Annotated in this window: 22 protein-coding genes and 3 riboswitches; of the genes, 13 read left to right on the top strand and 9 right to left on the bottom strand. The window is 37.1% G+C overall.

Annotation, left to right across the window (positions count from 1 at the left end):
• Nucleotides 1-12: 12 nt before the first annotated feature.
• The 3 genes from AC3WJG_RS11750 to AC3WJG_RS11740 all read right to left on the bottom strand — a co-directional run bounded on the left by AC3WJG_RS11750 (nucleotide 13) and on the right by AC3WJG_RS11740 (nucleotide 3049).
• A complete protein-coding gene (locus AC3WJG_RS11750; RefSeq protein ID WP_060746596.1) occupies nucleotides 13-666 on the bottom strand; it encodes an urea amidolyase associated protein UAAP2 in 654 nt (217 codons plus the stop codon).
• A gap of 19 nt (nucleotides 667-685) precedes the next feature.
• Nucleotides 686-1423, bottom strand: a complete 738-nt coding sequence (locus AC3WJG_RS11745) for an urea amidolyase associated protein UAAP1 (protein WP_337133701.1) — start codon at nucleotides 1421-1423, stop codon at nucleotides 686-688.
• Between the two features lie 47 nt (nucleotides 1424-1470).
• A riboswitch (guanidine-I (ykkC/yxkD leader) is annotated at nucleotides 1471-1575 on the bottom strand.
• A gap of 124 nt (nucleotides 1576-1699) precedes the next feature.
• A complete protein-coding gene (locus AC3WJG_RS11740; RefSeq protein WP_098525465.1) occupies nucleotides 1700-3049 on the bottom strand; it encodes an APC family permease in 1350 nt (449 codons plus the stop codon).
• Nucleotides 3050-3118: 69 nt separating this feature from the next.
• Nucleotides 3119-3220: riboswitch (guanidine-I (ykkC/yxkD leader) on the bottom strand.
• A 212-nt stretch (nucleotides 3221-3432) separates the two neighbouring features.
• Nucleotides 3433-3534: riboswitch (purine riboswitch) on the top strand.
• 507 nt (nucleotides 3535-4041) lie between these two features.
• Between AC3WJG_RS11740 and AC3WJG_RS11735 the strand changes: the two genes are divergently transcribed.
• On the top strand, nucleotides 4042-5370 hold the full coding sequence (locus tag AC3WJG_RS11735; protein WP_028407682.1) for an amidohydrolase family protein: 1329 nt from the start codon (nucleotides 4042-4044) through the stop codon (nucleotides 5368-5370).
• Between the two features lie 47 nt (nucleotides 5371-5417).
• Here the strand turns inward: AC3WJG_RS11735 and AC3WJG_RS11730 are convergent, their stop codons facing one another.
• Entirely contained in the window at nucleotides 5418-5615 is a 198-nt protein-coding gene (locus tag AC3WJG_RS11730) for a cold-shock protein (RefSeq protein ID WP_013055689.1), read from the bottom strand.
• 422 nt (nucleotides 5616-6037) lie between these two features.
• On the opposite strand from AC3WJG_RS11730, the gene AC3WJG_RS11725 reads away from it, so the two are divergent.
• The 9 genes from AC3WJG_RS11725 to AC3WJG_RS11685 all read left to right on the top strand — a co-directional run bounded on the left by AC3WJG_RS11725 (nucleotide 6038) and on the right by AC3WJG_RS11685 (nucleotide 12924).
• The gene (locus tag AC3WJG_RS11725; RefSeq protein ID WP_098333768.1) at nucleotides 6038-6670 is read left to right on the top strand and encodes an NAD(P)-dependent oxidoreductase; all 633 of its coding nucleotides are present in this window, start codon (nucleotides 6038-6040) and stop codon (nucleotides 6668-6670) included.
• A 171-nt stretch (nucleotides 6671-6841) separates the two neighbouring features.
• The gene (locus AC3WJG_RS11720; protein WP_337133695.1) at nucleotides 6842-7828 is read left to right on the top strand and encodes a Gfo/Idh/MocA family protein; all 987 of its coding nucleotides are present in this window, start codon (nucleotides 6842-6844) and stop codon (nucleotides 7826-7828) included.
• Nucleotides 7829-7971: 143 nt separating this feature from the next.
• Nucleotides 7972-8124 (top strand): hypothetical protein, encoded by a 153-nt coding sequence (locus AC3WJG_RS11715; protein ID WP_337133893.1) that lies wholly within the window; start codon nucleotides 7972-7974, stop codon nucleotides 8122-8124.
• A 357-nt stretch (nucleotides 8125-8481) separates the two neighbouring features.
• The gene (locus tag AC3WJG_RS11710; RefSeq protein WP_014461319.1) at nucleotides 8482-9024 is read left to right on the top strand and encodes a peroxiredoxin; all 543 of its coding nucleotides are present in this window, start codon (nucleotides 8482-8484) and stop codon (nucleotides 9022-9024) included.
• 117 nt (nucleotides 9025-9141) lie between these two features.
• Nucleotides 9142-9585: a TlpA family protein disulfide reductase gene (locus tag AC3WJG_RS11705; protein WP_013055693.1), complete on the top strand. Its 444-nt coding sequence runs from the start codon at nucleotides 9142-9144 to the stop codon at nucleotides 9583-9585.
• Between the two features lie 449 nt (nucleotides 9586-10034).
• Nucleotides 10035-10646, top strand: a complete 612-nt coding sequence (locus AC3WJG_RS11700; protein ID WP_098332408.1) for a sigma-70 family RNA polymerase sigma factor — start codon at nucleotides 10035-10037, stop codon at nucleotides 10644-10646.
• On the top strand, nucleotides 10639-10785 hold the full coding sequence (locus AC3WJG_RS11695) for a YvrJ family protein (protein ID WP_013055696.1): 147 nt from the start codon (nucleotides 10639-10641) through the stop codon (nucleotides 10783-10785). Before AC3WJG_RS11700 ends, AC3WJG_RS11695 begins: the two co-directional genes overlap by 8 nt.
• A gap of 4 nt (nucleotides 10786-10789) precedes the next feature.
• Nucleotides 10790-11017: a helix-turn-helix domain-containing protein gene (locus AC3WJG_RS11690; RefSeq protein WP_025749662.1), complete on the top strand. Its 228-nt coding sequence runs from the start codon at nucleotides 10790-10792 to the stop codon at nucleotides 11015-11017.
• Between the two features lie 374 nt (nucleotides 11018-11391).
• Entirely contained in the window at nucleotides 11392-12924 is a 1533-nt protein-coding gene (locus tag AC3WJG_RS11685; RefSeq protein WP_337133690.1) for a diguanylate cyclase domain-containing protein, read from the top strand.
• Between the two features lie 28 nt (nucleotides 12925-12952).
• Here the strand turns inward: AC3WJG_RS11685 and AC3WJG_RS11680 are convergent, their stop codons facing one another.
• From AC3WJG_RS11680 to AC3WJG_RS11660, 5 genes are all read right to left on the bottom strand, one after another.
• Nucleotides 12953-13126, bottom strand: coding sequence for a twin-arginine translocase TatA/TatE family subunit (locus AC3WJG_RS11680; protein WP_013055701.1), 174 nt, complete (start codon nucleotides 13124-13126; stop codon nucleotides 12953-12955).
• 73 nt (nucleotides 13127-13199) lie between these two features.
• Complete coding sequence (locus AC3WJG_RS11675) at nucleotides 13200-13514, bottom strand: DMT family transporter (RefSeq protein ID WP_028407687.1); 315 nt, start codon at nucleotides 13512-13514, stop codon at nucleotides 13200-13202.
• A 1-nt stretch (nucleotide 13515) separates the two neighbouring features.
• The gene (gene sugE, locus AC3WJG_RS11670; protein ID WP_014461313.1) at nucleotides 13516-13857 is read right to left on the bottom strand and encodes a quaternary ammonium compound efflux SMR transporter SugE; all 342 of its coding nucleotides are present in this window, start codon (nucleotides 13855-13857) and stop codon (nucleotides 13516-13518) included.
• Nucleotides 13858-13899: 42 nt separating this feature from the next.
• Nucleotides 13900-14490: a TetR/AcrR family transcriptional regulator gene (locus AC3WJG_RS11665; RefSeq protein WP_014461312.1), complete on the bottom strand. Its 591-nt coding sequence runs from the start codon at nucleotides 14488-14490 to the stop codon at nucleotides 13900-13902.
• Nucleotides 14491-14574: 84 nt separating this feature from the next.
• Complete coding sequence (locus AC3WJG_RS11660; RefSeq protein ID WP_028407688.1) at nucleotides 14575-15228, bottom strand: hypothetical protein; 654 nt, start codon at nucleotides 15226-15228, stop codon at nucleotides 14575-14577.
• A gap of 908 nt (nucleotides 15229-16136) precedes the next feature.
• Here AC3WJG_RS11660 and pgsB point away from each other — a divergent pair.
• From pgsB to AC3WJG_RS11645, 3 genes are read left to right on the top strand one after another with little or no spacing between them, the layout of a single operon-like run.
• Nucleotides 16137-17318 carry a poly-gamma-glutamate synthase PgsB gene (pgsB, locus tag AC3WJG_RS11655; RefSeq protein ID WP_016763263.1) on the top strand — a complete coding sequence of 394 codons (1182 nt, stop codon included), beginning with the start codon at nucleotides 16137-16139 and terminating at the stop codon, nucleotides 17316-17318.
• A gap of 16 nt (nucleotides 17319-17334) precedes the next feature.
• Nucleotides 17335-17784: a poly-gamma-glutamate biosynthesis protein PgsC gene (pgsC, locus tag AC3WJG_RS11650; protein WP_013055707.1), complete on the top strand. Its 450-nt coding sequence runs from the start codon at nucleotides 17335-17337 to the stop codon at nucleotides 17782-17784.
• A 40-nt stretch (nucleotides 17785-17824) separates the two neighbouring features.
• Entirely contained in the window at nucleotides 17825-19021 is a 1197-nt protein-coding gene (locus AC3WJG_RS11645) for a CapA family protein (protein ID WP_492588249.1), read from the top strand.
• The last annotated feature ends 11 nt before the right edge of the window (nucleotides 19022-19032 follow it).

Below are 19032 nucleotides of genomic sequence, written 5' to 3'. Positions count from 1 at the left end.
GAACACTCCTTTTTATAATGAATCCCAAATAACTAAGCGAATAGGGGTAGGGTTATAATCGTTGCACGGATTGTTAAGCTGAGGGCAGTTGCTGATCAATACAAGCGTAGGATTGATAGCTTCCATTTCTACATAGTATCCAGGTGCAGATACCCCGTCATTAAACGTTAATCCGCCGCTTGGCGTCACAGGTACATTCATAAAAAAGTTTACGTTTGGTGCTAAATCTCTTTTGGTGTAGCGGCTATCATATTTTGATAGCTGAAGCATAAATGTATCTCGGCAGTTATGCATCGGAAGCGTGTTATGTGCATAGCGTACGGTGTTGCTTTGTGCCGAACAAGCTCCGCCTAAGGTATCGTGGCGACCGCACGTGTCAGCAACAATTTTGACTAGTTCTTTGCCAGATTGAGAAAGCAGCACTGTGCCGGTGGATAAATAAATATTTCCTTGATTAGCAATCGTAGATACTGCACTGTAATGATCTTCTAGGTTTTCAGCATCAAAGAATAAAGTATCCGCTGCTTGATTGCCTTCTACATCTATTATTCTAAGCGTTTGGCCGGGTTTAAGCTCGTGCATCCAGCCGTCCCCAGCCAGTACCGTTTCATCATAAATTGCGTTCTCTATTTTTCTGTTGCTTTCCACTCGATTAAATACAGCCATTATAAAGCCTCCTTTATTTTTAAATCGTTGATAGTGTTTTATTTCCAAGCAATAGATCATAAGACCATGTGTTTTCAAACGCTCGTTTATTTTCAGGTCTAAAATTTAAACAGTAGTCGTCTGAGCTTACAGGAGCTGCTTCATCTACGGTTATTTCAATCGGAACAGAAGGGTACGTTTCGCTCGGGTCTAGAGGGTTAGGTGTATTAGACAGTAAAAAAAGCAAATCCATTTCTGTTCTAAGCGTAATAAAATCTCCTTTTTTACAATGAGAAGAAACAAAATTCATATTGCCTTTTTCGTCGCAGTATATTTTTGAAAATAAGTTAAGGTTAGGGACTAAATCCCGTGTTGTTAAACCGTTGCGCAAAAGCTCCATTGAAAAATTTTCTTCGCCATTTCTTCGCCATTCGTTTCGAGATTCTTGATAAGTAGATGCGCCGTATTTTTGATGAGTTAAGCTGCGCGTAGTGTAGCCTGAAATGGTATCATGCCAGCCGATGGTGTCAGCAGTAATGCTTGCAAATGCTCTGCCGTTGTCACTCATCAGAACGTGTCCTTTTGTTAAGTGAGCAGTGTGCTGAGCTTTTAAGGTATCGGGCATGTTATATCGTTCTGTTAAATCATAAGCGTTGTATAATAGTAGGGAGACATTTGCACCGGATTCTTGTGCGGTAAACGTCACCGATTTTCCTCTTCCAATTCGGCCTGACCATTTTCCACCAGCCGGGATTGTTTGCTTCCATATAGAACTCATAAAATAACCTCCTTAGAATAAAAAAAAGATAAAAGCCTGGGAGAGTAGTCTCCCAGGCTTTTATCCTTCCGTGTTATACAGCGTAGCGCTATATCGCTCTCTCTCGGACCAGTCTTTAACATATGTTAAACGGAACCCTAGACAGCTTTTTTGTTCTTAACGGCTGTAAGAACCTTTATCCATTTGTGGCTTTCGATTAACCGTAGTATAGTACGAGTGAAAATGAGTTGACAAGCAGTTTGTTAGAATACCTGACATGAAAACTGATTTTTCAGTTTATTTTTCAGGGACCGTCACTTTTGAATGATCTCTCTTTACAAAAGGAGCGGACAGTCGAGATTTTACAAATAAATAGAGAAATCCAACAGTAAGCCAGGCGACACCAATCAAAAGAGTGTCTTTGTTTAACAGTGTGAGCAGCCATCCGATAAATGCTGCTCCGATCAAAGGGAAGATTAAATAGAGTATTGTTTCAGTAAACGACCGTTTCTTTAACTTAATATAAAAATGGGCAATCACTGATACATTAACAAATGTAAAGGCGGTTAAGGCACCGAAACTGACAAAAGTGACGGCTGTGTTTAAATCAATGAACATTCCCAAAAACGAAAAAGCGGTAACAAGCAAGATATTCACCACGGGCGTTTTAAACGTTGGATGAATATATGAAAATACCTTTTGAGGCAGTACGGATTCACGGCCTAAAGCATATAAAAAGCGAGTAACGCTTGTGACTGAAGAAACTCCTTGAGTAAAGGTTGCAATAATTAATACCGTAATAAATAGACTGCTTAAAAGATTTCCACCCACTAATTTTACAAGGGTGTAGGCTGCATTATCAGGGTTAGTAAACGTGAATCCCGGATAGGCAATCTGTGTAAAATACGAGATAGCGATGTACATAACAGCTGCGATACAAACAATAAGAAAAATGGCTGTTGGAATTGTCTTTTCCGGTTGAATCGTTTCTTCCGCCATTGTTGTAACTGCATCAAATCCTAAAAAGCAAAAGCAAATGAGCGCAGCTCCAGAAAAAATAGTCGTAAATGGTATATCTGAAGCCAAAAAAGGATGAAGTGAAAAAAGAGTAGAAGAACTAGCTTGACCTGTTGCAATATCTTTGATGATAAATAAACAAAACAAACTTATAAAGAGAATCTGAACTACAACGGAGATGCCGCTTATACGAGCTACAGATTTAATACCAACAATATTGACTAAAGCTAAGATAATGTTCATGACAATGACCCATACGTATACAGGAATAGAAGGAAATTCCGTATGCATAAAAATACCAAATGTTAAAATAGCGATAATAGGGGAGAAAATATAGTCTAAAAGAAGTGCCCAGCCTACTAAAAAGCCAAGGCGAGGATGTATAGCTTTTTTCGTATACGTATAAGCAGATCCCGCTATCGGATATGCTTTTACCATTCGGCTATAGCTATATGCGGTAAAAAAGATAGCTAAAAAAGCGATTAAATAAGCAAGAACCATTTGCCCTCCAGCCGCATCGTAGGCTACTCCGTAAACCGTAAAGAAAATCATCGGAGTCATCCAGGCAAGACCCAAAAACACAATTTGATATACCTTTAGCGATTTACTTAACGCTGGTTGGTTGTTCATATAAATCCCTTCTTTCCTCTATTTTTATTTTATAGTAGTAAAAAAGAAAAGCCTGGGAGAATGATGTCATTCTCCCAGGCTTTTATCCCTCCGTGTATACGGACCGTTCCGTACGCTCTCTCTCGGACCAGTCTTTAACATGTGTTAAACGGAACCCTAGATCGCTTTTTTGTCTTCAACAGAGTGAAGACCTTTATAGGTAATGTAAGTAGTTCGAAGTATAAGCAGGATTATAAGAAGATGCAACTACTGTGTTAGATAGTTTAACAAACTTTTTTAAAAAGTAAACTTTTGTAAAAGGCGAACTATATATAATTTTATTGAAAAGATTATTCGTTTATAGTTGACTTACAGAAAGACCTGTAGTATATTTGTAGACAAGAAAAAGCTAAATACGGTTCACTCATATATGTTTGAGAATATGGCTCAGACGTTTCTACCTTATCACCGTAAATGATAGGACTATGAGTAAAAAGTGAATCTAGGTTCCCATTTTTACGTTAGTAGAAAGTTTGGTCCAAGCGATTCACATATTCATTTTTGAAAAGAAGTGGATATGACACCGAAGGGATAAAAGCCCAGGCGGGTAGGTTTTTGCTCATTGTATTTGAGAGACCTGCCTTTGTTTGGGCTTTTTCTTATGTGTCTATTTACAGTATGAGCGAGTGATGGAAATTTCTTGTTTGTATCTGCATTGCTTTCTGGGGAGAACAGCGATGCAAAGCATGAAATCACTCACTGAAGCTTTATCTGTAAGCCCTCATTTAACCATGGGAAGTACATTCTATCTATTTTCTAGCATTTTTTCTTTGATGAGCAGCGTGGGGACGCTGCTCCTTTTTTTTTGTTCTTGCTTTTTTCTCTGTAAATAAAGGTCTCTAAAGAGAAGGTGATTTGCGAAATTTGGCGAATTAATGCTTTAAACAATAAATGATAGAGAAGATAAAGCGGTCTATGAAAAATGAAGAAGTTGAAAAATTGAGGAGGGAATTATGTTGCTTCACTTAATTAATGTTCGTTTGCCAATTATGCACGACCACGCTCTTTTTGAAGTGAAAATTTCAAATGGAATGTATACTTCTATCGTTTTACAAAACGGTTATCTTGAAGGTGACGAGTTTTTTCCGCTGCACGCGGCCGTGTTAGGAAAAGAAACGTCACTTGATGCACAGGGTCGTGTGCTATTACCAGGATTTGTAGATATGCATATGCATTTAGACAAAGCTCATTCGCTTCCTCAAGTGCCCAATATATCTGGAACTCTTCAAGAAGCCATTAAAAATTACAGCAGCAGCCTGCCGGCATTTCCAGAAGAAGAAATTAAGCAGCGAATGTTAAAAACTGCTTTGCAGGCATTAGCTAACGGTACGACTACAATTCGAACGCATATTGATTTTGACTGCAGCATGGAAGAAGATAGTTTATTTCGAAGTTTACAAGCGGCTGTCGAAGTGAGAGACGAATTAAGCCCGTATATGGACGTGCAGGTTGTTCCGCTATTCTCTAATCTAGACATTGATGATATGCACAAGATGAATAAAATTGAACGAGCATTCGCCCTTGAAATTGATGCAATTGGAGGCTGTCCTCATTTAGCTAGAAATCCAGAAAAAGAGATTGATGCTCTATTTTCGCTGGCTCAAGCCTATAATAAACCTCTTGATTTACATGTGGATGAAAGCGATGATCCATCTGTTGATACAATAATTAACATTGCTCATAGAACAATTGAATTAGATATGGAAGGAAAAGTGGTAGTGGGGCATCTTTGCTCGCTTGCAGGAATGACTGATGCAAAAGTGAAAGAAATCTTAAACCTTTTGAAACAGGCGAAGATTGGAGTTGTCACATTACCTGCTTCTAATTTATATTTACAGGGAAGAGAAGATAAAGGAATTGTAAGACGAGGCGTAACGCGTATTCGTGACATACAAAAAGCAGCGGTTCCAATTGCTACTGCATCTGATAACGTGAATGACCCTTTTCATCCGTTTGGAAAAGCAGACTTGCTGCAAGTAGGGTTACTAACTGCCTACGCTGCACATATGGGAAGTCCGGATGATCAGAGGCAGTTGCTCCGAATGATTACAAGTATACCAGCCCGGCTGATTGGAAAAGAAAAGTATGGAGTGGAAGAAGGAAACGAAGCAAACTTTGTTCTATTGAATGTCCAGTCTGTACAGGAAATATGGACTGAACTTCCCGAAACTCGCTTTGTTTTCAACAAGCATCGCTGGCTTAGCGTAAAAGAGACGCATCAGCGGCTCGCTGATACGAATTTGACTAATCTTTGGCAGGAAAATCAAATTTTAATTGGTTAAATAGACATAAAAAGAAGCTGTCACATTAGTGACAGCTTCTTAATCAATTACTTTTGAACGTTAGCAGCTTGTGGTCCACGAGCTCCATCTTCGATTTCAAATGTAACTTCTTGACCTTCTTCAAGTGATTTGAAACCTTCGCCTTGGATAGCTGAGAAGTGTACGAATACGTCGTCTTGTCCTTCTACTTCGATGAATCCAAAACCTTTTTCTGCATTAAACCATTTTACTTTACCTTGTACCATTGTAGTACCTCCTGTGTGGAAAATCCACGAATATATTACTATCTCTGCTCAATTTCAATAAGAATCACTTTAAAGAAAGTCTTTCTATTTGTTAACACCGAACAAGAAATAATATACCTATTATAACACTTTTTTATAAAAAAGAAACCTTTTTTCATAAAAAAGTACTCTGAGATAAAAATAAGTTGAAAATATGGATATATTTTGAAATGGTAAATGAACTATTATTTTGTGGCTTTTTAGCAATCGCTAAAATCTTTTATCACGTAAAAAAATAAATAGTGAGGTTGACAAATTGAGCAATGTGTAACTATAATGGTTACAACGAGCTGAGAAGAATTAGCAGTGCTATAAAAAGCTCAATTTTTTTGTGTTATATGTAACTGTAATGGTTACAAATAAAATAAAAGGAGAGAATAAAAATGAAAATTGGTGTTATTGGAGCAACAGGTAAAGCAGGTCAATTAATTATGGAAGAAGCAAAACAGAGAGGACATGAAGTAACAGCCGTTGTTCGAAATGCTTCTAAACTAAAAAATCAAACAAACGTAATGGAAAAAGATATTTTTGCCATTACTTCAAAAGACATTGAACAGTTCGATGCTGTGGTAGATGCATTTAATGCACCTCCTGGAAGCGAACAGCTCCACGTTGAGTCTATACAATCACTTATTAAAGTATTTCAAGGTGTTCAAACGCGACTCGCAGTAGTGGGCGGAGCGGGAAGTTTATTTGTAGATGCAGAAAAAACAACGCCTTTAATGAGCACAGAAGGTTTTCCAGCAGCTTATTATCCAACGGCTTCAAACATGGGTAAAGGTTTAAAAGAACTTGAAAAATCGACTATAAATTGGACTTATTTAAGCCCAGCAGCCTTTTTTGATGCAGAAGGTGCTCGCACGGGAGCCTATCAATTAGGAAAAGATCATGTGATCACAAATAGTCAAAATGAAAGCTATATTAGCTATGCTGATTATGCGATTGCTTTAATAGATGAATTAGAGAATAAAAACCATGTGAATGAACGTTTTGCTGTAGTGGGTGAGAAAGCATAAGCTTACGTTTGAGTCATATAAAAAACAGCTTACATTTGTTGTGAGCTGTTTTTTATATAAAACAAAATAGATATAAAGCACTTGGAAATGGTATAGATTTTTTATTATTTCTTCGTTTTTCTTTTTAAAGACGATACAATACAATATAGATGATAAAAAGGAGATGAAAAGATGATTCGTTTTGGCGTAATAGGAACAAACTGGATAACAGATCGACTGTTAGAATCAGCTCAGTATGTAGACGACTTTCAGCTTGCAGCTGTTTATTCTCGAACGATTGAAAAAGCAGAAGAATTTGCAGATAAATATGATATTCCTCATATATTTACTGATTTAGAGGAAATGGCAGTGAGTGCTGAAATTGATGCAGTGTATATTGCTACTCCAAATGCTTATCATGCGGAACAAGCTATCTTATTTTTGAAAAATAACAAGCATGTACTGTGTGAAAAGCCGCTCGCAGCCAATGCAGCAGAAGTAACTCGCATGATTCAAACAGCCAAAAATCACAAGGTATTACTAATGGAAGCGATGAAATCAACCCTTCTTCCTAACTTCAAAGTGATTCAAGAGAACTTACATAAAATTGGTCCAATTCGGAAATACGTTGCATCTTACTGTCAGTATTCTTCTCGTTATGATAAATACAAAGAAGGTATCGTGCTTAATGCCTTTAAGCCAGAGCTTGCCAACGGTTCACTGATGGATTTAGGTGTATATTGTCTTTATCCTCTGATTACGTTGTTTGGAGGACCTCATAAAATAAAGGCAACTGCGTTTATGCTAGAATCTGGAGTAGATGGAGAAGGATCAGTTGCTTTAGAGTACGAAGATCGAGACGCGGTCATCATGTATTCCAAAATTACAAATTCGCATTTGCCAAGTGAAATTCAAGGAGAAAAAGGCAGTATGGTTATTGACAAAATACATACCGCTGAAAAAGTAGAAATTCGATACAATGACGGACAGGTAGAAGAGTTAACGGTGGATCAGCCTTATCCTGCTATGTACTATGAAATAAATGAATTCGTAGAGCTGTTAAAGCAAGGAAAGGTGGAATCGAACACAAATTCTTATGAGAATTCATATTTAACAATGCACGTAATGGATAAAGTGCGAGAGCAAATCGGTCTTGTATATCCAAATGATAATAAATAAATAACAGAACAGAGGCTGGGCAAAAGTAGTTTAGTTGAAGAAAGATCCGCACGAGTTTGATTCTTGATGGAGAATCAAACTCGTGCGGATTTTTTCATTGATAGGGTGAACGTAGATTTCATGTATGAAGCTGCTTCTAGCTGGTGATTGGAGGGCAAGGTGAAGATTCCTGCGGGAAAAGCGCAAGCGACGAGGATGCTCATCGGCCGCCCGCGGAAAACGAAGTCTTGCACGGAAATCAACAGCGGTGTAACCATTCATCCATACTAGATCATTCTCTTTTATTGTGGTTATAAAGAGCATAATTGAGATTCGAAATCTTGCCGCAGCACATTTTAAAAGCAAATATGTTGAAACAAGGGAAGTTTTTTAGTATCTTCTATCTTTATTCATCCCTGCATATATAGGATTAATCAAAGGAAAGAATAAAAAGAGTAGAAAATATTCGATAATTAATCCTAGATTAAAATGATTATAAAAAAGTATTGACTATAATAATAGCTCGTGTATAATAAAGAATGTAATCAATAGTCATTACTAGTTTATAATGATACTAATAATCGTTATCAAATAGGAGGAGTCATTGATTGCATTAAAAATAATACATACAAGCATAAGCTTGTGAAATACATTGTACAAGGAGAGATTTTGACATGGCAGAACGTATGGTAGGAAAACAAGCACCACGCTTCGAAATGGAAGCTGTACTTGCAAATAAGGAATTTGGAAAAGTAAGTTTAGAAGAAAATATGAAAAACGGTAAATGGACAGTATTGTTCTTCTATCCAATGGACTTTACATTCGTATGTCCAACAGAAATTACAGCTCTATCAGATCACTACGAAGAGTTTGAAGATCTAGATGCTGAAGTTGTAGGTGTTTCTACAGATACAATTCATACTCACTTAGCTTGGATTAACACAGATCGTAAAGATAATGGACTTGGAGATTTGAATTATCCATTAGCTGCAGATCCAACTCACGCAGTAGCACGTGATTACGGCGTGTTAATTGAAGAAGAAGGCGTAGCGCTTCGCGGATTATTTATTATTAATCCAGAAGGTGAATTGCAATACGCAGTTGTAAACCATAACAACATCGGCCGCAGCGTAGAAGAAACATTACGTGTGCTTCAAGCCCTTCAAACTGGCGGACTTTGCCCAGCTAACTGGAAACCAGGTCAAAAAACACTTTAATAAATAGCGGTGGAGTAGAGGAGAAATTCCTCTACTGCTGCCATTAAAATAGAAAAGATAGTTTTCTAACTATAAAAGACAGAATATTCTGTTTATATTGATGGGGAGGATTTTAAAATGAAATTACGTGAACAAATGCCTGAATTAACTGGAGCAACATCTTGGATTAACGACGAAGTAACAAAGGAAGACTTAGTAGGTGATAAAGCAACGCTTATCCACTTTTGGTCAGTAAGCTGCCATTTATGTAAAGAAGCAATGCCTGAAGTTAATGATCTTCGTGATGAGTATGATGATCAATTGAATGTTGTAGCGGTTCATATGCCTCGTTCGGAAGATGACTTAGATATGGGTGTCATTGAGGCAATGGCAATGGGACACGATATTACTCAGCCAATTTACGTAGACAGTGAGCATAAGTTAACAGACGCTTTTGAAAATAAATATGTACCAGCATATTATGTATTTGATAAAGAAGGTCAGCTTCGTCATTTCCAAGCGGGTGGAAATGGAATGCCAATGCTTCGCAAACGTATTAACCGCGTCTTAGGCGAAGAATAATCTCTACATGAAGAAGAAATAAAAAGGCCCCGGATAAAAATATTTTAACTGAAATTAAAAACGAACCACTGATCAACATGTTTGATTAGCGGTTCGTTTTTTTTTGCTATGCTGAACGTAGATTTCATCTGTTTCGTTCCTTCTAGCAGTTGATTGGAGGGCAAGGCGAAGTCTTGCACGGAAATCAACGGCAACGGCGGTGTCACAAGCGGATCAGCTCATGTCTCCTATTTGTGCGTCTTTAAATTAGATTCATTTCGTTATCTCTCAATCTCTTTTTTTATTTTTTACTAAGTCTTTTCAATCATTAATAAGCCTTTCATCATATTGACATAAAAAACCTAATATAGTTAAATTTAGATAAGAACAAATGTTCGTTTTTGGTGTTGTTATTTTACTCTTTTCTCCCTTTTTAATAAGTATAGGAAAAAAAGGAGGAGATTTGCACAATGACTCAGCTCTATTCGCAGCAAGAAAAGCGGCACGACAAAGAATGTACCTTTCATACATTTCTTACAAACCATAGCGCAACTCTTCAGACGCATATAATGAATACATTTTTGACACCAGAACGCTATGAGCGATTACAAAAAGCGGTTGTTAAACATGATACAAAAGAACAAAGACTTCTAAACAAAGAATTTCATCAGTTTTATAGCGAAGTTAGATTGCTTCATTATGTTAACAAGCTTTGCAGACATTATTCCAGAGATGTTATGCGTGTAAAAGAAAAAGAGCGTTCTTATATTCCTCTTCGCCTGCAGCAGCCGGCTGCGCTAGATGGAAATCGAACAGTGGAAGATATGCTAGGAGTACAGGACAGGGCTGTATGGGAGCATGAATTTTTAGGAAATCAACTCGAAAATCGTATTCTTCATCATGCATTTCGCCAATTAACGGCCAAGCAGCAGTATATGCTGCACTTGATTATTGTCGAACGCTGGACTCATAAAGAAATCGCTGCTTATTTTTCTATTTCTCAGCAAGCGGTTTCTAATCATTATCAACGTGCGCTAAGCAAGTTGAAAAAAATTATGAAGGTGAGTGATAGATATGTTTGATCCTCAGTGGCTTCAACTTGTTGGAAACGTAGGATTTCCCGCTGTCCTTTCTTTTTATTTATTACTGCGTGTAGAAAACAATATAAAGCGACTTGAAGAAAAAGTGGAAGAACTAACAACTGACTTAAGAAAGAAGTGAAGAAATGGAAACTCTATATGAGCTTGTAAATAAAGTGAAAGCTGGAGATGAAGAGGCGTCAAGGCGTCTATTAAAAAAGCTGGAACCAAAACTAAATAAAGCTGTCCAAAGCTTTTCACTGCATGAGAGAGAAGACGTAAAGCAAGATTTAAAGATTAAAATTCTTTCCGCTGTTAAGACGTTTGATTTTTCCAAAACGCCAGGACTTTGGGAATTTTTACGCCAAAAATAAAAAAGAGCGCTCGTTGTATCGACGCTCTTTTTTTATTTTTGTTGCAGTTCGACTACGTACCTTACAGTAAAAAATACAAAAAATAGAAAATGGATAAATATTTTAAAAAAGGTAAAAGGTGATGTGTAAGAATAGAGTTTAGTAGTATACTAACAAGTAGAATTTCTTGTGTAAAAGGAAGGTAATCACTCTTTATATAGAAAGGATTGTCGGCGACGAATAGAGGATAGAAGAGTTTTATTTAATGAAGGAAGAAATCGTGCTGTTCGATAAATCAAACAGTACGATTTATAAAAAAGCAGCAGTAAAAAATATGTAAGGTAAGAAGCCTATTGTTTTTTGTTTTAGCTTTTTGGAAAGAGGTGAAGAATAAAGTGAGTCAACTTCTCTTTAATATCACGTTAATTATTTCTTTCATGTTTGCTGCGAGTATAGTTCGAGAGCAAATCATTTATAGAGTAGAAGGAATAAAACGGTATAATATGTATCGTTTAATTTATTACGGATGTTCTTACGGACTATTAGGCAGCATTTTAATGGTATATACAATTAAAATAGATTCTACTATTATTCTTGACCTTCGCTTTTTAGCAGTGACAATTGTTTGTCTTTATGCAGGAATAGTACCCTCTATCATTGCGGCTTGTATTATAGGGGTAATGCGTCTGCTTTTGTTTGGAATTACGGCAAGCGGAATAATAGGCGCTGCTGCAATTATCGTAATGGCTTTACTGTCTGGGTGGACGGTTCGCTTACCTTATCGTCCATTTATTCGTTTTCAATTAATGAATTCTATCAGCTTGCTTTGCGTATTTTTCTCACTGTCCTTTCTTTTTAAAGATATCAAGCACGCTGCTACAATTATCGTCTATTTACTGCCTGCTTCTTTTATAGGTGGGTGTTTAGTGTATCTGGTAGGCAGATATATATATGTATCTCGAGTAACGACAAGTCAGCATAAAAAGCTGTCTAAAATGTTTTCGGTTATGGTTCAAAATGCAAAGACAGGTACCATGATTGAAACGCCAGAGCGCGAAGTAGCCGTTATTAATCAAACTTTTTGTGACATGTTTGATATACCCGGACCTCCTCATCAATACGTTGGATTGAAAAGTAATCAGCTGTTTTTATCTCACGCTCCTATGTTGAAAGATCCTGCTAGGTTTTTAAAAACGGTAGAAAGCACCGTTTATTCAAAAGAGTCAATAGTAGATGAAGAAATTACGTTTATTAACGGTAAGATTTATGCGCGTGACTACATTCCAATCTATGAAGGTCATGTGTATATTGGCCACTATTGGGAATATCGAGATATTACGGAGAAAAAGAAGGCTGAGTGTGATCTTCGCAAAGCCAATAAAAAGCTTGAAATGCTGTCCATGAAAGATGGCTTAACGGGTCTGAACAATCGTCGATCTCTTGATAAACAGCTGGAAATTGAGTGGGAATACGCACAGAAAGAAAACGAACCGCTTTCTTTTCTCTTATTTGATATTGATTATTTTAAAGCGTATAACGATACCTATGGCCATATTCAAGGAGACGAATGCTTAAAAGAAGTAGCGAATATTGCTAAAAGCGTTGTCTTTGACGAATCAGCTTTTGCCGCAAGATACGGAGGAGAAGAGTTTGGTATATTGCTTCCTCGAGCTAATCAATATGAAGCGATAAAAATGGCAGAAGCTATTAGACAGCAAGTGGAGCACCGTGGCATTATCCATCAAGCTTCTGACGTGTTTAAGTGTATCACAATCAGTGTTGGAATAATGACAGTCGTTCCATCCGAAAACATACCGCCGATTTCAATTGTCCATGGAGCAGATCAGGCTTTATATGAAGCAAAGCGTACGGGTAGAAATCGAATTTCAGTATATTCTCACCACAAAGAAGCTGACTCAAACGTTTGAGTCAGCTTTTAAAAGAGATATAAGCCTCTTATTTAGGAGGGGCTTTTTCTTTTTCGTCTTCTTCCATAATTCCTTTTGTAGCGTTTTTAAACTCTTTTAACGTTTTTCCGGCAGCTTTCCCTAATTCGGGCAGTTTCTTCGGGCCAAAAAGCAATAGAGCGACAAATACAATTAAGGCAATTTCTCCAAACCCAAGGTTCATTGTCATCGTCTCCTATTTTTTGAAAGTGTTTACAAGTTTAGTATAGCATGAAAAGAAAGGAAGTAGTACACCATTATCCAGTGATTTTAAGGCCGATTACACCTGCTACAATACAAAAAATAAATAAAATTCGACGCATATCTTTTGCTTCATGAAAGAAAAGCATGCCAAGAAGTACGCTTCCGGCAGCTCCTACCCCCGTCCATATGCCGTAAGCTGTTCCAATAGGTATCTCCTTTAATGCTAAGGAGAGAAGATAAAAGCTTCCTGCACCAAAAAGGATAAATCCAATGGAAGGAACCAGCCGCTTAAACCCATCAGAAAGTTTTAAAAAAATCACAAATCCCACTTCGCAAAAACCAGCAGCTATTAATGCAATCCAAGCCATGTTAAGATTCCTCTCTTTCTGTTTCTTCAGTAGAAATTAACTTTAAACCAACGATTCCAAAGATCATTAATCCTAAAAATAAAATCTTTCCAATATTTGCTCCTTCGTCTAAAACGGTCATTCCAAGTATCGCTGTGCCAGCAGCTCCTATACCAGTAAATACTGCATAAGCTGTTCCGACAGCAATTTTTTTTAAGGCATTTGAAAAGAAATAAAAGCTGATGACAATTGTGACGATCGTAATGATTGTTGGAGTTAATTCGGTAAATCCATGTGAATATTTTAAGCCGATTGCCCATACAATTTCGAGCAAACCAGCGATAATAAGGTAAATCCAAGCCATTTTAATTCCTCCTTGCATAATAATAAGCCCTTTTTACAGGGCCTATTTAGCACGTATGCCTTCCCAAAATATCGTCCAAGCATCGTGGATTTTTTGGTCATAATACTCTGGTTCATAATAAAAGCGCTGAATGAACAGTCCGTCGGTTAAACAATAAAAGCTATTGATATACAAATCAATCGGACGTTCAATTATTTCGCCTTCAGCCATTCCCTGTGTAAAAATAGCATGCAGAATTTGATCAGACAATCGTTCGCTTCTTAAAAAAATAGCTTTTACTTCCGACTGTAAATGTTCAGGTGGAAATAAAATAAGACGACGGTACATCTGACCAAAAGAATCTTTTTCAATCATCGTGCAGAAATCTACAACAAAGCAGTGAAGCTGTTCTTTAGCAGACTTTGTTTTATGCTGTTCGTATATAACAGATAACTTTGTTAAAAATAAATTCATTAAATCATGCACGGTTAGTAAAAATAAGTCGTCTTTGTTCTTAAAATGAGCGTACAGGGAAGGTTTTTTTATGCCTACTTTTGATGAGATATCAGCAAGCGATGTTTCTGTATAGCCTTTTTCTCCAAAGAGCTCCATTGCTGCAGCTCTAATTTTTTCTACAGTTGATAATTCACTCAAGAAAAGCTCCTCCTCAATCTAACTAACGGTCGTTAGGTAAAAGATATCAAATATAAAAAAAAGAAGCAAGGGAATCGCTTCTTTTTAATGTATTTTCACTAAATGACGCTGAGTTAAAAATAAAGAGAAGATAAAAATAAGCTCAAACGTATTTGTTACGGCTGTGCTTGGTATAGGAATTGACACGGCACTTCCTACAATCATCACGGCTACTCCAATCATCATACTGCTCCATCGCGTCTTGCGAAATAAGGAAATTCCAACAAAAAGCAAAATAATCGCCACAATGAGAACCATAAGAGGGGGACCGGATGATCCCACTAATGTATAGCGAACAATGCCATATTCGCGTACAACTTCCATGCGCTGACTAATCGTCTCGATTATTTCATAGCTAATTAAGGCAAACGTAGTTAGCAAAAAAAGAATGCCGGCAACAGGTTTTTTAGCCCATGTAATCGTCGAATATTTTGCTACGCCATACGCAAAGAGCACCAGAGTAGGGGTAAATAAAGCGTGAAACCAAAATCGAAGCATGCTGAGTGAACGTAAAGTATCGCCTTCACCAATAAATGAACCAATCCCAATCATTACATTATCGTAAATTAGTCCAGCTATTACTAAAGGAAGAAAAAGCATGTAAAACGGCGAAGTGTTTTTTCGTACTACATATATGCTAAAGAAAAACAGGACAATATAGCAAAAAGAAAATAGAAAATAAAGGATTGTATCAACCATTGTTTTCCTCCTTTTGATGATACTTCTTCTTTTTATGATAACATCATATGCCAAAAAAGTGAGAAATCATGCATTTTTCTAGGCAATCTTAACGGACGAAAGATGCCTTTATCGGTAGAAAGATTCAGAAAATATTGAAATAAAAATAGGAAAAGAGGCCATAGTCAAGAGATTTAGATTTACTGAATTGATTATTAAATAAAGGAAATCTATAAAATAACAACAAAAGAACTAGGAGTATATGGAGTCTAAATGCTTATATAATTAGAAAAAAATATTTAATGTCCTTTCTATTTAAGTAAGTTAAATGTAAGCATAAAATGATAAAAAAATGTATTTTTCTTACTTTTATATCTAACTATCATCCTTACAAGTACGGTTGTTAGACAAATTCAATTGGTATATCCATAAAAAGGAATTAATGGGATAAAATATTTTTTATCCCACCTTTATATTACAAAACGTTTTCTAAAGTTAAGAAATTTTTAATTACGTAATATTTCCGTGTGTTAATTGTAAGAGTGATGTATAAAATATTCCTGTTGTTATGGTAAAAAAAGGTATCGATGGGATTTTTCTAGGTAAATAAACTTTAGACCTATTCTGTAAATTTTAAATAAAACGATGAGTTTTTAATTCTGTAAATAGACAATCGGAATTGTAAGAATATATAACATTTGAGCTATTGACCACTAATGAGCGCAGATGATAGTTTTAGAGCTGTTGAAATTGGTACTCGAGTCCATTTTTCAAAGCAGGTGTTTTAGCAGCATGCTAGCGCTGTTAATTGATTAGCTCCCATACATATATAAAGGGAGTGAAACTATGAAATCGTATATCTATCATTATGAATCAAAAGCATTCATAACGTATCCAACAGGAGAAGTTTGGAAGGAGAAGAATGAAACATGATCTTAATTATCCTATGCTGCCTATTTTTAGTAGGGTATGGCGTTTGGGAGTATCGCAGACATTTACGCAAGCTGCATTCAATTCCTGTACGAGTGAATGTTAATGGTATTCGCGGAAAATCCACCGTTACACGATTGATTACAGGTATTGTAAAAGAAGCAGGTTACAAAACAGTAGGGAAAACGACAGGAACACAAGCGCGTATGATCTACTGGCATACAAGTGAAGAAGAACCAATTATTCGTCGTAAAGAAGGTCCGAACATTGGAGAACAGCGACGAGTGGTAAATGAAGTTGCCGATATTGGCGCGGAAGCTCTTATTTGTGAATGTATGGCTGTACAGCCCGATTATCAAATCACATTCCAAAATCAGCTGATTCAAGCCAAGGTAGGCGTTATTGTAAACGTACTAGAAGATCACATGGATGTAATGGGTCCAACTCTAGATGAAGTTGCTCAAGCGTTCACTGCTACTATTCCTTATGATGGCCACCTTGTTACAATTGAAGGTCCATATTTGGAATACTATAAAAAAATAGCCGCAGAGCGCAACACAAAAGTTATTGTAGCTGACAATGATAAAGTATCTGAAGCGTATTTACGTGAATTTGATTATATGGTTTTCCCTGATAATGCTTCCATCGGTTTAGCAGTAGCAGAAGCACTTGGTATCGATGCTGAAACAGCGATGAGAGGAATGTTAAATGCTCAGCCTGACCCAGGAGCTATGAGAATTACAACGTTTGGCGATGAAAAAAATCCAGCATTTTTAGTAAATGGATTTGCTGCCAACGATGCTTCTTCCACGCTTCGTATCTGGGAACGTGTAGATTCAATGAACTATAGCGAAAAGCTTCCTATTGTCATTATGAACTGCCGTCCGGACCGTGTAGATCGCACGGAGCAATTTGCTGAAGATGTAATGCCATACATTGAAGCGGACGTAATGATTGCAATTGGTCAGACGACCTCACCAATCGCTGCAGCATATCAAAGAGGCGAATTGCCAACAAAAGAATTCTGGGATATGGAAGGCGCTTCTACAGAAGAAATTTTAGAGCGCATGAAGCCTTATTTAAAAGATCGTATCGTATACGGTGTCGGAAATATCCACGGTTCAGCCGAGCCGCTTGTTGAAGCTATTATTGAAATGAAAAAGATGAGAAAAGCAGTTTAATCTAGGAGGCCATTTCATGTTCGGATCAGATTTATATATTGCCCTTGTGTTAGGGGTTACACTAAGCTTAATTTTTACAGAAAAAACGGGCGTATTGCCAGCCGGTCTTATCGTACCGGGGTATTTAGCTCTTGTATTTGATCAGCCAATTACCATTTTAATGATTTTCTTAATTAGTATTTTAACGTATGTTATTGTCGTGTACGGAATCTCAAAAGTAGTTATTTTATATGGACGTCGCAAATTTACAGCGATGTTAATTACGGGTATTGTGATTAAAGTTGCATTTGATTATTTCTTCCCGATCTTGCCGTTTGAAGTGTTTGAATTACGCGGAATTGGTATCATTGTACCGGGCTTAATTGCAAATACAATGCAAAAGCAAGGTCTTCCTTTAACAGTTGGAACAACGGTTTTATTAAGTGGTGTAACATTTGGAATTATGCAAGTTTATTATTTATTTTAATACACAAACAAACCGCAGCTGGTAAAGGAAGGTGAAAGCGTTGAAAGAGAAAAAATTAAACTTTCAAGAAAAAGTATTGATGTTTATAAAGAAAACAAAGCCTACAACGGGCAAGCAAGCTCTTATCTTAACGCCAATTTTAATCGTAATTTTAGCTCTTTCAGGATGGATGGAGCGTTCGGATGCTCTTGAAAACCCTGAGACGGCTAATCCAGAGGCCAATAATGATTTAACGATGACTATGGTCGGAGACATTATGATGGGTCGCCATGTAAGAGAAGTAACTGAACGCTACGGAGAAGATTTTGTATTCCGCAACGTGGAGCCGTTCTTTAAAAATTCGGATTACGTAAGCGGGAACTACGAAACACCGATTTTAACAAATGACGTAGATTCATATAAAGCAATGGAAAAAGGTATTCATTTATATAGTAAGCCTGCTGATCTAGCGACTGTTAAAAATGCAGGTTTCGATGTATTAAACTTAGCGAACAACCATTCAATGGACTACAGTGCAAAAGGGTTAGAAGATACGATCTCTACTTTTGAAGCAAACAAATTAGATTTTGTTGGTGCTGGCCGTAACTCTGAAGAAGCAAAACATATATCGTATAAAGATGCTGACGGTATCCGCATTGCAACCGTAGGGTTTACGGATGTACATTCAGACGGAATGTCCGCTGGAAAAAACAACCCAGGTATTTTAAAAGCAGATCCGGATCTTATTTTCAGCACGATTCAGCAAGCGAAAGCAAATGCTGATTTAGTTGTAGTAAATGCCCACTGGGGTGAAGAATACGATGCACAGCCAAGTCCTCGTCAAGAAGGACTAGCAAAAGCGATGGTAGACGCTGGTGCGGACATTATCATTGGTCACCATCCGCACGTTCTACAGTCATATGACGTATATAAAGGTTCCGTTATTTTCTATAGCTTAGGAAACTTTATTTTTGACCAGGGGTGGTCAAGTACAAAAAATACAGCGATGGTTCAGTATCATTTAAACAAGCAGGGCCAAGCTAAAATTGATGTTATTCCAATGGTTATTAAAGCAGGTACACCAACTCCAACAGATAACCCTTGGCGCACGAAGCGTATTTATAACGATTTAAACAAGTTTTCTTCAAACCCTGAACTGTTAGAAAAAGAACGAAACAAGTTTGAATTAAACTTAGATCATTCTCGCATTATAAAACATGCAGAGGAGCGCAAAAAGAACGAAGCGCAAGCTAACTAATAGCCCGTCAT

The organism is Priestia sp. FW507-14D1A, assembly GCF_058781295.1.
This window is presented reverse-complemented; position numbering and strand designations above follow the sequence as displayed.